13 protein-coding genes are annotated in these 16793 nt (G+C 33.5%); all 13 read right to left on the minus strand.

Translation table 11 applies throughout. From position 1 onward, the window contains the following. Positions 1-923 precede the first annotated feature (923 nt). Complete coding sequence (locus EMN46_RS15440) at positions 924-1820, minus strand: restriction endonuclease (RefSeq protein ID WP_154201721.1); 897 nt, start codon at positions 1818-1820, stop codon at positions 924-926. Between the two features lie 108 nt (positions 1821-1928). Then, positions 1929-2651, minus strand: coding sequence for a VIT family protein (locus EMN46_RS15445; protein WP_154201722.1), 723 nt, complete (start codon positions 2649-2651; stop codon positions 1929-1931). 706 nt (positions 2652-3357) lie between these two features. Further along, positions 3358-4212, minus strand: a complete 855-nt coding sequence (locus EMN46_RS15450) for a sugar phosphate isomerase/epimerase (RefSeq protein WP_154201723.1) — start codon at positions 4210-4212, stop codon at positions 3358-3360. 50 nt (positions 4213-4262) lie between these two features. Continuing rightward, on the minus strand, positions 4263-5360 hold the full coding sequence (locus EMN46_RS15455; RefSeq protein WP_154201724.1) for a bile acid:sodium symporter family protein: 1098 nt from the start codon (positions 5358-5360) through the stop codon (positions 4263-4265). 91 nt (positions 5361-5451) lie between these two features. Continuing rightward, a complete protein-coding gene (locus tag EMN46_RS15460) occupies positions 5452-6621 on the minus strand; it encodes a DUF4861 family protein (RefSeq protein ID WP_154201725.1) in 1170 nt (389 codons plus the stop codon). A gap of 442 nt (positions 6622-7063) precedes the next feature. After that, the gene (locus EMN46_RS15465; RefSeq protein ID WP_154201726.1) at positions 7064-8176 is read right to left on the minus strand and encodes a polysaccharide lyase family 7 protein; all 1113 of its coding nucleotides are present in this window, start codon (positions 8174-8176) and stop codon (positions 7064-7066) included. Between the two features lie 123 nt (positions 8177-8299). After that, a complete protein-coding gene (locus EMN46_RS15470) occupies positions 8300-8734 on the minus strand; it encodes an RbsD/FucU domain-containing protein (RefSeq protein ID WP_154201727.1) in 435 nt (144 codons plus the stop codon). A 79-nt stretch (positions 8735-8813) separates the two neighbouring features. Next, positions 8814-9578, minus strand: coding sequence for an SDR family NAD(P)-dependent oxidoreductase (locus EMN46_RS15475; RefSeq protein ID WP_154201728.1), 765 nt, complete (start codon positions 9576-9578; stop codon positions 8814-8816). A 199-nt stretch (positions 9579-9777) separates the two neighbouring features. Continuing rightward, positions 9778-11052: an Nramp family divalent metal transporter gene (locus EMN46_RS15480; RefSeq protein ID WP_154201729.1), complete on the minus strand. Its 1275-nt coding sequence runs from the start codon at positions 11050-11052 to the stop codon at positions 9778-9780. Between the two features lie 43 nt (positions 11053-11095). Then, entirely contained in the window at positions 11096-12982 is a 1887-nt protein-coding gene (gndA, locus tag EMN46_RS15485; protein WP_195715287.1) for an NADP-dependent phosphogluconate dehydrogenase, read from the minus strand. 120 nt (positions 12983-13102) lie between these two features. Further along, the gene (locus EMN46_RS15490) at positions 13103-13819 is read right to left on the minus strand and encodes a FadR/GntR family transcriptional regulator (protein ID WP_154201730.1); all 717 of its coding nucleotides are present in this window, start codon (positions 13817-13819) and stop codon (positions 13103-13105) included. Positions 13820-14416: 597 nt separating this feature from the next. Further along, positions 14417-16129 carry a dipeptidase gene (locus EMN46_RS15495; RefSeq protein ID WP_154201731.1) on the minus strand — a complete coding sequence of 571 codons (1713 nt, stop codon included), beginning with the start codon at positions 16127-16129 and terminating at the stop codon, positions 14417-14419. 345 nt (positions 16130-16474) lie between these two features. Next, on the minus strand, positions 16475-16793 hold a 319-nt coding region (locus EMN46_RS15500; RefSeq protein WP_154201732.1), incomplete at its 5' end, for a T9SS type A sorting domain-containing protein.

The following is a 16793-nucleotide window of genomic DNA, read 5'->3' on the forward strand; positions in this document are numbered from 1 at the left end:
TATTACAAAAAAAAATAATATTGTAGGGTAATCTAAATTCATATTGATTTTATTTTTTGTATTTGAAGGATTGTAAGTTAGTCAAAAATAGTTATTCTTAATTACTATTTTATTCTAATCTTAAAGGTGCATTTTGTAGTCATTTTGTTAAGTGTTAGTGTGTTAGTTATTTCTAAGGGAGTCTAATGTGTAGTATTGAAAATTGATGAATTTTTCGTCTTGTATAGTTTCAATTAGGTAATCAAGGGTTTAATAAATTACTGCATCTTTTACCACTTCACGGTCTTTGAGTTGTGAATTTATTGCCTAGTATTTATATGTCTTATTTTTCTCATGAAATTCTAATTTAATGAAGAGTTGTCTAAATTATTTCCTGAATTCCACCTTGTAGATTATTTTAAAGTGAGTTATGTTTAGTTGTTTATAACGATCTTATTCATTTCGTTAATTACAATTTCAATGTCCGATGAGTTTGTTCGCCAATTAACAAATGAAGCTCTTATTCCTTGAGTTTTATTATAAATTGTTGGTGTCATATATACCTTACCCGAATTATTTAATGCTTTTAAAAAGTTTAGCACTTCGTTTCCTTTATTGTTACCTTTTATTGTAAAACATACATTATTTAGTCTTATAGGTGCAAGTAATTCAAATCGTTCACTTTTTTCAATAAAATTGCCTAAAAGCTTAGCCGTTTCAAATTTAATTACATCCGTTGAAGTTTTACTTTCTCATGTAACACATCAATATTATTCATGTCATTTTCTAATTGCTTGTTCATGTTTATTTAAGGATGTTTTGTTTGTCGCTAGGCTTAGGTATAATAGAGGTACTGGTTTCTGTTTAAGTCTTTGGGTAAAGTTTATAGAGGGAATAAATTTTACAGTCTTCTTGTCATTACTTATATAAAAGTTTCTATATGGTTATTCTTCTTCAAAGAAATCATTATCAATTTCTTTTACTTCATAAACCGTTTTAACTTGTATACCTACATTATATTGATGCATTAAATCTACTAATTTAGTACCAGCAATTAAAATAATTGAATGATGCGCTTCTCTTGCTTTTTTTATAGCGGCATCATCAAATGTAGATGTTGTTATAAAAACGCCTTTACTTGTGTCACCACTCATAGCACCTATGAAATTTCTTATGTCTTTTTCACGCACTTTGTTTTCATTGTAGCGTTTTGCTTGTGTATAAATTTTTTCAAGTCCTAACTTGTCTTCATTTATAATACCATCTATTCCTCCATCACCTGATTTTGCGGTTTCTATAAAATCACCATAACCCATTTTTTTAAGCAGAATAAGAATTACTTTTTCAAAATAATAAGGATCTAGTTCTTTGAGTTTTTCTAAAAGTTCAGTTTTTACTTTCTTTTCAATGGTTGAAAATCCAGAATCGATAAGGTCTTGCGGTGATGCATTCTCAACTTTAATTGTTTCAATTTCAATATCATTTTCTTTTTCAATTTTTACAGAGTCTCGATGATTGATAAAATCTTGGTCATGTTGAAGATCGTGTAAAGACAAAGAACCTTCTTTTAAAATTTGTTTTCCCTTCTCTGTAATTTGAACTAAACCTCTTTTAGGGTAAGAAACAAATTTAGCCATTTTGAGATATGATTTACCCCAGAGTATCCTGTCTAGTAAAACATTCGCACCAGAACTGGTTTTTTGTTTGAGTAATTCTTCAGGCAAATGAGAATAATATTTATCACGTACAATAACTGCTAATTCTCGACTTTTAATGGAGTCTTTAGAATTTAAAATCTCTAAAATAGGGATGAATGATTCATGATATTTTGGTAGTTCCATATTTTTCGTTTGTTTATGTACAGCTGTCTTGCTGGTTTTCATTTATGCCAGTAAGCTTGTCTGTGTCCATGATAATTTAGCTTCTATTATGTGTGGTTTTTAATTTTATCAACCCAGATTTACACCAAACATATATCCAATTATTGCTGTTAATCCCATTGCAACAGTACCCCAAAAAGAAATTCTTAGTATTGCTTTTAGTACACTTGAACCTCCAGCTTTAGCAGCTAATGCTCCTAATATGATTAGAAAAAACAGCGCAAAACCGTAAAGTGAATATTCAATACTTTTTAATGGTAGAAAAAAAGTTACCAAAAAAGGAAGTATTCCTCCTACGGTGAATGCCGCTCCAGAGGCAAATGCGGCTTGTATAGGCTTAGCCTGACTCATCTCATTAATTCCCAACTCGTCTCGAACGTGAGCAGCTAAAACATCATGTTCTGATAATTCTTTAGCCACAGTTAATGCCGTTTCTTTTTTAAGTCCTCTTCCTTCATAAATTTGAGACAATCGGTGTAATTCAAGTTCGGGAGTGTCTCTTAATTCTTCTTTCTCTCTTTCAATATCAGCTTTTTCCACATCAGCCTGAGAACTTACAGAAACATATTCTCCAGCTGCCATTGATAAAGCACCAGCTACTAATCCTGCTAAAGTTGCTAACATGACTGGTTCTCTTAAATCGCTTGCAGCAGCTACTCCAATTGCAAGACTGGCAGTTGATAAAATGCCATCATTTGCTCCAAGAACAGCGGCTCTTAACCAATTACTACGATGGATAAAATGAATGTCCATATAGTTATCAAAATCATCTTCTTCCTCTTTCAAAACCATTTTTCTATAATTTTATTTTTTTCAAATTGCGTACAGTTAGTGTGCAATGTGAAATTACTATTTATTTTACCTCTTAGTAGTGCTTTGTTAAATATATTTCGAGATCACAAGTTCTATGGTACACTTTTCTCTTTATTCCCTGAATTCTGGTTGCAAATGCATCTTTTTGATTATTTACAATGTAATTGTATTTTTCATGTTTATGTTTAATAATTTTGCTTGTTTTTATTTATTCCAGTAAGCATGTAAATCCCATGATAATTTAGCTTGCGTGCGTGATTAAGTGGTGAATTTAATTGAAAATTCTTTTGTGTTTTAAATATTATGGAAGAAAGTATAGAGGGGGAAAGGCCTTTATGTTGGGGATCAATTAAGCTAGTGAGAAGACTGACTGAATTGTAAGAGTCGTATGGTAGGAGAGGAGTACTGCTTGTCCTGTTTATTATGAGATACGGTTTTGTGTAAAATGAGAGGTCAGGGGTGAATTGAATATCGATGGAGTCCAATTTCCCTAACTTACTCGGTTGTCATTTGTTTTGTATTTGTAAAGAGTATCTTCAAAATTAAGCTTAGTATGAGGGGCATTTGAGACAAAAAGTCTACAAGTTCCTTTTAAATATTACTACTTCTATTTTTAGAAGTAGTACAAAATCACAGATAAAATTTTAATCTTAAAGTAGATGAGACAGAATCAAATTGAATTTGTCTATTGATTAACTTCTTCCCAAAGTCGTCTTGTGAATTCTACATCTTTTTTTATTCGTCTAAATACTTCTTTATTTTCTATTGTTGGTTTTTTACCATTTTCGGCACCACCTAAATCATGTTCTGTATGAATGGAAATAGGAACATTAAGATTGTTTTTTTTCAATAAAGTAAAATAGCGTTTAAAATCAACCATTCCTTCACCTAGAGGTGTATATTCGAAAGCCCATTGACCATTTTTCTTAACCCAGATAAAATCTTTAATAACCAAAGTATTTATGTACGGCTTAATCAGTTCAAAACCTACATCCCAGTTTGTTCCTCCTTCAATGCAGGCATGTACAATATCATATTGACTACCGATGTATTTTGGAGACAAACCTTTTAAGCCACTATACAAATCCCATATAGCAGATCCATAAAAACGACCTGGAAGATTAATGTAGCTAGCGCTTATTCCATATTTCTCATCTAATTTTTCTAATTCACCAAGATACAGTTTAGCTTTTTCGACGACTTCCAATACGCCCTCCTTGTCAGAATATGTAAGCAAGTCTGGTCTATAAAACTTATAGCCTAATTCACTGGCTACTTCTAACACTTTTGCATCAACAGGATTTTTACCATCCTTTACATTTGAGCAAATCATATTCGGCTCAAGATTGAAGGATTTCATGGCTTCGGTAACCCTGGGAAGATCGTCTTGTACTCGTTCTGGCGAAACATGTCCGTTTGGTCTCACGGTTAAATCAATGCCGTCGAATCCCATTTCTTTAACTGCTTCGCTCATGCTGTTATAGTCTAAAAATTTCAAATGTTTTGAAAATATAGACAGGTTTAGTTCTTTGTTTTTCATAAAATGATATTTTTTAAGGAAATAATGGCGTTTTTACAAATCGAACTTAATTATTTAGACTTAGGAGTTTCTTTTGGTGTTCTTTTTTGCCAAAAGGAGGCTAAAATAGAACCAGAAATATTCATTATTGGGCCAAATACAGCAGGAGCTAAGCCCATGGTTGCAATTTTACCTAGGGAATTTGCAATACCAGAAGCCAATCCGCCATTTTGCATGCCTACTTCAATAGCAATAGTGCGAGCATCTTTTTCATTTAGTCTTAATAAACGGGCATACCAGTATCCTAGTGTGTAACCAGATATGTTATGTATAAAAACAAGTAGTAATAATAGACCACCAATATTTAAAAGGCTATCTCTACCTTTAGCAGTGATAATAGCTATTATTAGTCCTATTCCTACCATAGAAATAATAGGCATTATTTTATCGAAAACTTTAGCTTTATTTCCAAGAATTTGGTTAAGAATTAAGCCGGTACCAATTGGAAGAATAATCATTTTAATAATGGTCCACATCATACATAACACATCAATTTCAATAAATTCCCCTGCTAATAATTTCATTAGAACTGGAGTCGCGAAAGGGGCAATTAAAGTAGCTATGGATGTAATAGTTATTGATAATGCTACATTAGCTTTTGCTAAATAGGCGATTACGTTAGATGCAACTCCACTTGGTGATGAGCCAACTAAAATTATACCCGCGGCAATTTCTGGAGGGAAATCACTGAATTTGGCTAATAAAAAACCGATAATAGGCATAACACCTAATTGGGCAGATACACCCACCAATACGGCTTTGGGAGATTTAAAAACAGTTGCGAAATCTTTTAAACTCATAGCTATTCCCATTCCAAACATTATTATTTGAATTAGGGGTACAATAAGATTTGTTAACTCATATCCTTTAATAGTTATAAAGTAGTTGGGATAATAAAAGGCCAGTACTATTCCTACAAAAAGTAAAGCGGTATACACGTAGCTATTTAGGGCTTTATAGCCTTTAAATCCTAAAGCAAGAAAACAAAATAAAGCAACTAAGGGTATCCCTGCTTGTTCTATATGTCCTGTACTAATCAAAATGATATTACTAATAAATAAAAGGAATGCTATACTCAGGGATATAGAGTATATGTTAATTTTTTTCATGATTCTTTTAATAGGATTAGAATAAACTGATGTTTTTGAAATAGACTAACTTTTAGCCACGCTATTTATGGAATGTAAGTTTCCATAAGCTTTATTGTTGTTTAATAGATAGTTTGCACGGATTTTTAATAAGCGTAGCTCTATTTTCAACAAATAAAGTCCATTCTTTTTTAGAATTTACAGATCCAAATTCATCCCAAGATGCGCCTACGTAATAGGAAATTCCAATCTCTGGTTTTGGATTCATTAAACTAATTATATGATTGTTGAAATTTTTAATTTCAATAATATCTTTTGCTGAGGCTATAAAGCCAGTACCCAAATTTCCGTTAGCTTTACCCAATGATTCCCAGCTCGTTATCCATCCTGAATTTTGGGCAATCTTAGTGTCTGAATCATCTCTTTGAACAAAGCCTACGGCATGCTCATAACCTAAAGAAGCAATATCCGAGTTATAGCGACTTTCAATTTTATTAAAATAATGACCAGCATCTAGTGTTATTCGTTTGGTTTCAATAATATCATTATTTAAAGTCCATCCAGTAAATTTTAATTCAAACACCACACGAATTGGGCCTTTTGCAATAATTTTCCAGTCTGAAAAAGGTTTTGAAAAATAGATGGAATCGTTTTTAAAAATACCAGAACCACCACATCCCTGATTTTTACCAGAACTATAATGATCCGCACCATAACCTTTGTCAATATGATAACTTTGTGATGGTGCATACCACTTGTTGGTAAGAAAGTCAGGGACACGTTTACACCAAATATCCATAGCGATTCCTGTGCCTTGTTTTTGAGCTCTTTCTTGTCCGTAAAAGCGATAGCCTATAAAATCATTCTCCCAAGTAAAATCTTCCATTCCTTCTTCTGAAGGCATGTAAGAAACATAAACTTTTGATGAGCTTAAGTGTTCCTTTTTTAGCTTACTAAGTTCAAATTCCTTCTTTTCATTTGGATCAAAATCAGTCTGAAACAAAAAAATATCTGGAATTCCGTCTTCATTATAATCTATAGGTTGAGTTGTAAGTAAGGTGTTGCTTTTTAAATCTCTTACCTGAATGAAATTCACCTTTTCGTGAGGAAGTGCTTTTTTAATAAATGCTGCAGAAAGTGTTATTGTTTCACTTTTTCGGATTAATGAAATAGGATTCTCTACTTCAATAACAACAGAGGATTGTCCTTTATTTGGTTGGTGTTGGTAGCTTTTCTCTTGTGTCGAAACGAAAAGTAAGAGAAATAATAAGATTGATTTCATAAAATAGTTATGTTTTAAGCTAAAATTAATTTGTAAATTCTAGCTGATGTCACATCATTTTTATTAATGAAAGCTAATGGTTTTGAAAAAAATTGTGGATGATTAAAAGTAATTTCCTTATTAATGCGTCGATTAAGTAAGTCGATTAAATTTACTTTTTTATATTTTGAGCAAGTCTCATTTTTAAATTTCGAACTCTTCTGAAAATAAAGTAGGTGAGTTATTGAATTGGTTTACTGGTTCCTACTCGCTGAGATTATTTCAGCTACACTTTCAAAGGGTAGGGGGAAAGTTCTTATCAGTACTTTGGCTAAAAATTATTTAATGGATACACCCGTTCGATCTGTTCTGAATCCATCTCAAAACCTATTAGTGAGAGAGACACAGTAACGGTCAATCGACCGTTACCTATCTACTTAGTTCATTTGCAGTATTCATGCAGTTATTTGGTAGCAGGACTATGCCAATCATCATTTTCAGTGAAATAGCCTTGGTTGGATACGGCATTATTACTTACAGTTATATTTCCTGTTTTAAACCAGACTTCAGCGTAGTTTCCGTCTTGATATTGTTTTTGAATGTCTCCGCCATGAATTTCAGCACCAGAACACCAGTTCTTATTTACTTCAGGAGATTTTCCATTCGTTTGATTGTAACAACCAAGCTTAAAAAAACATCCCTCACCAGTATACGCATTTTCACGTTCTACGCCATCTTGACCAATAGGTACAAATAATTTTTGTGTTTGTTCAGGAATAGCAGCAGTTGTTGTATAATCCGATTTGATTATGTTTTTTGTAAATGACTTGGTTTCATGCCCTTCACAAGTAAATTTTAAACGCATTATACCATCCTTAACCACTATTTCATAACTAAATTCTTCACCCAATGCAATACCATCCTTTGGTTCTTCTGGATAGGTGTTTTCACCAGTTCCTACAACCGATAAGTCATAACCCCAAACGGCAGATGAATAATCCCATCTTCCAGAATTGTCATCGCCTGCAGTATTGATTTCATAATCCCAAAAAATTGAACCTTTAGTATGACCTGGAAATTTTTTGTAAAATATTTTAAGAGGTTCGTTCTCAAAACCATCAGCACTATGAATTTGACCAATAACCACAGCGTATGAAGCTGCTACTCGAGCATCGCCAGTAGCGGATACATTCATTACTTTGACCGTAGCTGTCAATTTATCATTAGCCGTTTCAGGATACCACTTTTTCAATTGAGCCAATTCGGTTCTGGTATTGTTCGAAGATCCATGAGTATTTCCTGAGTTAGGAGTTTTAAAAACAACCCAATTGCTTTTGCCATCGTTTGCAGTATAAAAGAAATCTTTTTGCTCGTAATTAATTGCTTTACCAGCATTTGATCCATCACCTAAAATTAAATTCCAATAATTGAAAAATGGAATAACCTCACTTGCATAAACGCTTTTTTGAGCATCTTTTGTATCGGCTTTTTTAGGTGTATTAGAACAGCTACTTACTATTAGAAAAACACTAAGAAGTAAGACCATTGATAAGGATGTGATAATTAGTTTTTTCATTTTTTTTAGTTTTAAAATTTTTTTTTGAATTTACAATTCAACATAACATTGTGAATAGGTTTGATTTTATCTTTTCTGGTTCAAAAATTAGATTCTCACTTTTCAGAAAAAATTTCAAGTTTACTAGAAGTCATTCTCTTCTGCCATTTTTACTACACCGACAGTCAGTATCAAATTTGCAAATCGACGTTGCTCTCCTGTTTGAATGAGTAAAGTCGTAGCAGGTTCTCTTATTTTGTCGTAAAAAGTCCAGCGTTCCATCTCGTCCCAAGTTACATCTCCAAGTAATTTTTTATAAGCATCGTGTATTTCTGCATTTGCTTCTGCAGGCTTTTCCATGACAATTGCACCTTGAACAGGGCAGACTTCGAGTATGCCTTCAAGCACAGTTATAGCATCTAGTAATCCTGGACGAAAATTGAGGTGTACGGTGGTAGAGTTAGGACCTGTCATGGCGCCGACTGGCAAATTGCCGTCTGCAATCACAACTTGTGCAAAATGACCTGAACGCGCAAGCGCTTCCATAATTGTTGGGTGTATTACTGGAGTCTTAAGCATAAATTTATTTTTGAAAATTAGAATGACATAAAATACCAGGCGTTAAATAGAGCCTCGTATTTTATTCATTTTTTAACGATTACATATTATAGACACCGCCATTAATGTCGAGAGTAGCACCGGTGATAAAGCCGTCGTATTCGGATGCTAGATATAAAACTGCTCTGGCTACGTCATCTGCGTTACCTGCTCGTTGTATTGGAATACTTGCAGTTGTTGCATCCGCTGATTCTTTTGTAGTATGGGTGTTGTGAAATGAAGTACCAAGGATAAGACCCGGAGCAACGGCGTTGACTCGAGTTCCTTGAGGTCCCAATTCTGCAGAGAGTGCTCGTGTTAGTGTTAGGATAGCACCTTTGCTGGTAGAGTAGGCTAGAGATCCTGGATGTCCGCCTTTACGACCTGCTAGTGAAGCTAAATTAACAATACTGCTGTTGCTGTTTTTTGCTAGATATGGAGATGCAGCTCGCGTCACAAACATCATAGATGTGAGGTTGATGTCCATTACTTTTTGCCAAAACTTAGCTTCCATTTCGTTCAGCATTTTACGTGCAACAAGTGAACCTGCGTTGTTGATTAGAATGTCTATACCACCAAATGCTTCTACTGTTTTTTCGACCATTGCATTGGCATCGTCTTCCTTTGTTAAATCGCCACTTATAGTAATTGCTTTTTGTCCTTTGCTGTTTGCGTATTCCTTTAATTGGTTTGCTGTATCAGCACTGGAAAAATAATGTATGGCAACGTTGGCTCCACTATCAATAAAATGTTTGGTGATTGATTCGCCAATACCTTGAGCACCAGCGGTTATTAGGACGTTTTTCCCTGTTAATTTATTATTCATGATATTAATGTATTAATTGAGTTGTTAATCGTAGTAAAATAATACTTGTTACTACAGATGATTTACATATTTCGTAATGTTTTGTGCTATAGTAGTTAACTGAATAAATGTTTTTTTAGATTGCTAGAGAGCAAGTTTAATATTTTGCACTTGCTAAGTAAAAACTAATGGAGCGGTGCAACTTCAAATACTGTTATGATTAGACTGTTTCTAATATTGCAAGAACACCCGTATATGAAATTACACATGAAAAGAATAATGCTGAAAATAGGCCAATGTTTACTCCAAGACTTGTTTTGTAGTTTTTCATTACCTTCTTATTATTGATCATTAAAATGATTCCCAAAACAACAATTGGCAATACGAATACATTAAAAACCTGAGATAGAATCTGCATTTCTATTGGGTTTGCTCCAAAAATTGGAACTATTAATGCCACTAAACAAGCTATAAAAGTTATAATCTTAAATTGTCGAGAACTTGTATCTAACTCGCCAGATTGATAATCGGCAATTAGTAAAGGAGCTATTAGCAAACAAGGAAAAATAGAGGAGAGACCAGCACTTAAAGTTCCAAAAAAGAAAATAGTTACTGCTAAATTTCCAGCAATTGGTTCTAAAGTGTTTGCCATATCTAATACTTGAGTTACTGGTTTCCCTTGATAAAATAGCGCACCACAGGCAACAGCCATAACCGAAGCACTAATTACAAATACTAAAATAGCCGCTACAATAGAATCATTTTTTTGATCTTTTAAATTGGCAATTGTCCATCCTTTTCCTCTTACAAAAAGAGGTCTTGATAAAAATGTAGCTGCAGCCATAGTGGTTCCAACAAATGCCGCTGTCATCATTTTACCACCAGAAACTTCAGGAATAGTTGGAATCAATCCTTTTACAATATCTGCAGGAAGTGGGAAAACAAAAAGAAGAGAGAAAATAAAAGAAAGTCCCATCAGAGTTACAAAAACGACTAATATTTTCTCAAAGAAAGTATATTTACCAACCATCATTAAGCCATAAAAAATAGCAATTACTAGGATGGCGATTATCAGTACCGTTTCATATTTATAAGGAATTAAACCTTCAAAATTCATTGCTAGAATTTCATACAACATATTGGCTGAAATTCCCAATATTCCCATTAATGAATTCCATTGGCCAAATGTGATTCCAATAATTATTAAAATCGCTAAAATTCTCCCGCCTTTAATATGTTTTTTAAAACCATATAAAGCAGTTTCACCTGAAATTAAGGCATAGTTTCCATAGGCAAACATAAGTACTCCAGAAAAAACACAACTTAACAAGAGCACCCATAACAATTGCATGCCGTAAGTACTACCTGCAACAATCATAGAAGTAACACTTCCTGTTCCAATAGTATATCCAATGGCAAATATTCCGGGTCCAAAACTTAAAACGATTGCAATTATTCTTTTTAATAACGATTTCTTCTTTTGTGATTCTGACATTATTTAAAGAGTTTGGTAAGGGTTTAATTATCTAGGTTAAGTATTACTTCCAATTGGTGTGGTGAAATTTCTCTGACGTATCATCGGTTCGTTGATAGGTATGTGCTCCAAAATAATCGCGTTGTGCTTGTATTATATTTGCTGATGAATTTGCAGTTGTATACCCATTAAAAAAGCTAACAGATTCACTTAAACAAGGAATTGCTAGCTCATTTAAAATACATTCTGAAACCACTTTGTTTATTGATGGTTTTAATGATTTGACTTGATTTATAATTGTTTTATGTGTTAAAATATTATCATCTTCTTTTAAAACGGGTATTAATTCCATTATTAAATCAGATTTAATGATGCAACCATTCGTCCATATTCGAGCTATTTCGCTCAAGTTTAACTTCCATTTATAAGCTTTTCCTGCTTCAGAAATTAGTTTAAGTCCTTGATAATGATTTATAATTCTAGCAAACTGATAGGCTTTTAAGATTTCTTCAGTATCTAGATTTATTGCCGATGGATTAATCGTAAAGTTTTTGTTTGCTTGAAGTCTTTCTTCTTTATAATAAGAGGTATATCGTGCAAATAATGCCGAAGGAATGAGCGTGCTTGGTACGCCTAATTGAGCCGTAGCTATGGCAGCCCAATTGCCAGTTCCTTTATTTCCTGCTTTATCAACTATTTTGTTAACCAACCAATCGTTGCCGTCTTTTTTTCGAAGTACTTTTGCAGTAATGTCTAATAGGTAGCTATCCGCCTTCGATTTCCACGATTCTAAAATATCAGCAATTTCATCTGGGTTATGTCCCATTGTTTTCAGAATAGTGTAAACTTCAGCCAACAATTGCATCTCTACATATTCAATACCATTATGAACCATTTTTACAAAATGGCCGCTACCTTCTTCACCAATATAAGTACAGCATGGCAAATTATTAATGTCCTTAGCTGCAATACTATTCAGGTATGGTTTTACCAGGTTATACGTTTCTTTATTGCCTCCTGGCATAATTGAAGGTCCTTTAAGCGCTCCTTCTTCTCCTCCTGAAACACCAACACCTATAAAATGGATGTTCTTAGATTTTAAATAATCGTAGCGTTCTTTTGTTTCTAAATAATTTGAATTACCACCATCAATCAAGATATCTCCATCTGTTAAAAAGGGTATCAAATCCTCTATAACCATATCTGTAATTTTACCGGCATTAACCATCAACATAATTCTCCGTGGAGTCTGTAATGAATTAACAAATGCTTCTATTTCTGAAAATGCTTGTGCTTTCTCAAGCTCTTTATGAGCATTTTTAAAGTTTATTGCAACATCTTCTTCTGTACCTTTGGCTTCACGATTAAAAATTGAAATTTCAAATCCTTTTTGAGCTAAGTTTCTACTTAAACTTTTACCCATAACACCTAAGCCAAATAACCCAAATTCTGATTTCATTTTTATTTTTTTTATGATTTCTTCAATGATTTCTTGTGGTTTTAAACCAATATTTATCTCTATAGCATTTTCTGGTTCCTCTAAAGTATCAAACTGCGATTGCAATAAATCTGAGGACATAAAATGATGTTTTCTATTCTTTAGTCGTTCAAAAATTTGATCAAAACTGCCTGATAAATGAATCCATTTAACCTGATTCTGAATATTTCTATTTAAAATATCTCTGTAGCTTTTTTTTAAAGCTGAGCATACAATTACACAACTGTTTTTTTGTAATTGTTTTTTTGCAAGCTCATTGAGTGTAACTAGCCAATCGTATCTGTCCTCGTCATTTAAGGGGATACCATTACTCATTTTTTCAATATTCGATTGTGGATGAAAATCGTCACCGTCAAAAAAAGGAACACTAAGTTCTTCAGACAATAATTCACCTATAGTGCTCTTTCCGCAACCTGATACACCCATTATGAAGATTACATTGTTCAAAATCATATTATATTTTAAATAAACTGTGTTTTGTTAAAAGAGATTGTTCTTTATTTGTCAGTGTGTAAGCACTAAGAATTAATACCTCACACTACATTTCTACATAGCATCAATTTGTCTTTTGTTTTATGATTTATGCTTAGGCGTAAAATCAAATAGACTGGACAGATGGTTTTTCATTGATTCCCTGGATTTTTCAATGTCACCATTTTTAATATGTTCAAGAATTACTCTGTGCTCCTTAAGTGCTTTTAAATTCCTAGAATTACGGCAGATATCATATTTCTTCGAAAAGGTTTGCATGTGTGATGCCAAATAAGATATTAGATATTTTATAACATCATTTTTAGTTGCTTCTGCGATTCGAACATGGAACAACAAATCTTCTTCCAAGCCTGCTTCACCTTCTGATACCTTTTTTGCTAATAAATTTACGGCCTCTTCCATCAATTTAATATCTTCGGGCTGAGCTCTTTCTGCAGCACTTCCTGCGGCGTCAATTTCAAGTACATTACGTACTTCCATCAGTGATTTATAATCGGGATTCATCAAATTTAAAGCATTGGCAAGCATTCCAACAAAGGCAGAATCTTGATTGTCAGTTACGATGGTTCCACTTTGTGGAAGGGTTTTTACAATGCCATAAAACTCTAGTTTTCGAATAGCATCTCGAACGAAAATTCTTCCAACATTGAATTTTTCACTAAGAAATCTTTCGGAAGGTAATTTATCCCCTGTTTTTAATTGGCCAGAAGAAATGAGTTCATTTATCTGATCAGCAATTTTATCAGCGGGTTTTTCAATTACGATTTCCTTTAGATTATCAAATAATTCTTTCGGCATTTCTATACTATTTTCTTATTAAACAAAAGCAACTGGCTAACCAGATAATTGGTCAACCAAATATATAAGGTTTTTTTTAAATAACAAACAGATTGGTCAACCAATTTATCTGTTATTTTCAGAAGTGGCACTAAATGAGCGTTATAAATAGGTGGTAGGTCAGTATGGATGATAGCTGACATCAACGTCAGCGACATGTGGATGAATTATTTCTATTGAAATACGGGTCTTGGATTGTACTGAAGAATTCATTATCGTTTCAAAAAGTTAATTTTGAACCAATTTTTGAGAAAGTTTTCTTTGAATTTGCTACGATGATATACTTTGTTTAGTATATTAAAAGTTACTAATTATATCCACGATTGTGGTTGTTGTAATTGTTTTAAGTTGTTGATATGTTGACCTTAAGGGCCGTTTGAGTTGTAAGCCATAAAGAGAAATATCGCTTTTAGAAATTTTTGATGAACTGTATATCAATCATATCAAAATCTTTATTAAAATCGGGTAGGGAAGTCAGTAGAGGCATTAATTAAATATATGAGAAAAAAAAAAGGAAGCCGAAGCTTCCTTTTTTATATTCTGATGGGTGAGTCTCGATTAATGAGAAGCACCTATAGTTTTAAGTTTATCACCAGTTTCTTTTACAACAGCTTTTTTCCACTTGTCGCTATAACCTGGTTGTTTCATTGTAGGATTTTGTTTGTTACCATCCTTAGTTTTGATGTTACCATCCATAAACTTAGCAAATAAATAACCGTAGAAATTTCTCCATTCGTTAGTTAAGTTATCACCTTGGTTACAAGAAAAATCAGTTAGAAACTCGATTGCTCCAGCTTTGTCAGCTTTAAACATGCCTTCAGCAGCCATATCGATAATCTTAGTGAATTTTTCGTATTTAGTTGCAAGCTCTAATTGCTTATTTCTAATTTCAGGGTGAATCTCAGAGTAACGTGTGTAAGCAAAGTTGCTTACTTGATTGAATACCCAGAATGCAGATTTATTAGTGAAATCCATCATTTTACCATTACCAACAGCAAATGATTCAGGAACACGAGTTGCTCCACAATACATTGGAAAATATACTGTAGATGCAGCATCATCAACACCAAACCAGTTAATTCCACCTACAGCATCAGGTAACCAGTTACGAGATTGTGCTACAAAAGAGAAACCTGTTTGTTGAGTTGCTGTTGCACGCTCGTTGCAATAAGTAACACCGTCAACTTCCCAAGTTAATGGTCTCCATCGGTAAGGATTTCCGAAAGGGCCTGCACCTAAATCTTTGGACATGTCAAGTTCAGTACCTTCAAGGTGATCTCTCATGGCATCTTTAACTTCCGAAAGTTCAATTTTATGGTCTGGCTTAATCCAAAGAGGCATACGGTTAGTTGCATATCCATTTTTGTCAAGCTTAACGTTTCCTTTAACGTAGTCAAAATATTTAGCCATATCTTTATTTACACGGTTAAAGAAAGTCCAAACTCGTATCTCGCAAAAACGAGCGCCACCGAAGTCTACAGGACCGTATGAATCTGAGAAACTAAAATTTTTGTTTTTACCATCTTTAGTGTAAAGACCTTTTTCTTTAGCGAAAGAGATAACATCCTTAGCGTAAACAGTTGTTACTTCAGGATTGAATATTTTGTCGATCTTATCAGAAGAGATAGATGTTTTACCTTCCAAAGGGAAAGTTGTAATACGTGCGTGATTTGCGTGACCACTAACATAACCGTCAGGAATCATTCGAGCAGCCCACACAGCACCTTTTTCGCCATTACCTTTACCAATCATTTCAAGAATCCAAACCTCGTTAGCGTCAGATATAGAGAATGATTCTCCTGAGCTATAGTATCCGTAAGTTTCAACTAATTCAGTCATTACTTTAATAGCTTCACGAGCCGTCTTAGAACGCTGAAGAGCTAAATACATAAGGCTACCGTAATCGATAATAGCACCTTCTTGTGAACCCAATTCTTCAACACCGCCCCAAGTGGTTTCGCCAATAGCTACTTGGAATTCATTCATGTTTCCAATTACAGAGTTTGTGTGTGCTACTTGAGGTATTTGACCTAAGTATTTTCCTGTGTCCCACTCATAAACATCAATCATAGTTCCTTCTGCCCAATCAGCAGCAGGTCGAAAATAAAGTTCACCATACAAAACGTGTGAATCTGCTGCATAGGTAATCATGTTAGAACCATCAGCACTAGCACCTCTAGTTACAAGGTAATTGGTACATGCACTGGCCGTTGAAGCTGTAAAAATGGCTAACAACATGAACAGTGATGCAAAAATTGATAATTTTTTCATTCTAATTGTTTTTGCTGGTCTAAAGACTGTTAATATTTGTTTTTGTATTCTTTGTAGATAGATATTGAAGCCTATTGGCATTTGTTAAAATGTAGCTTTGATAGAATCTGTACAAAAATAGCAAAAAATAGGAAATTAGAAAGTGATATTTGTCCTATTGATCTATGTTGGGTAAGATGGGCCTGTTAGCTTTCGAGAATGTGAAGCGAGTATGTGAGGTGGGGTATTAAACAAAAAAATAAGTGTATCTCTTATTGATGAGGGATACACTTATTTAAATGATGGTACTTTATCGAAACATTGTAATGTTCCGAATTTTTTTCTTTTGAATGCATGCTTTGAATTTTAGTTTTTATTCTCGGCTATTTGCATCGTTTCGTTTGATACATCTAACTTTTTTGATTTTACAATAAAAGATTCTTCAATTCTTGTATTGTCTCCTACTAATACTAATGAATAATCGCCATCAGATAGGTTTGATAAATCAAATAATTTTTGAGTGTTAGTTTCAGCTTTGATCGTTTCGCTATAAAAAACGTGACCAGTGTAGTCGTAAACTTTCAACTTAAGGTTTGAATTACTTGTATTAAATACTGATACAATAGAATAGTCTGTGTTGCGATACTTGTTGATAGTAAGGTTTCCACTTGCAAATACTGAGCTT

It is taken from the genome of Ancylomarina sp. 16SWW S1-10-2 (genome assembly GCF_009669305.1).
In the GTDB taxonomy this organism is placed as follows: Bacteria; Bacteroidota; Bacteroidia; order Bacteroidales; family Marinifilaceae; genus Ancylomarina.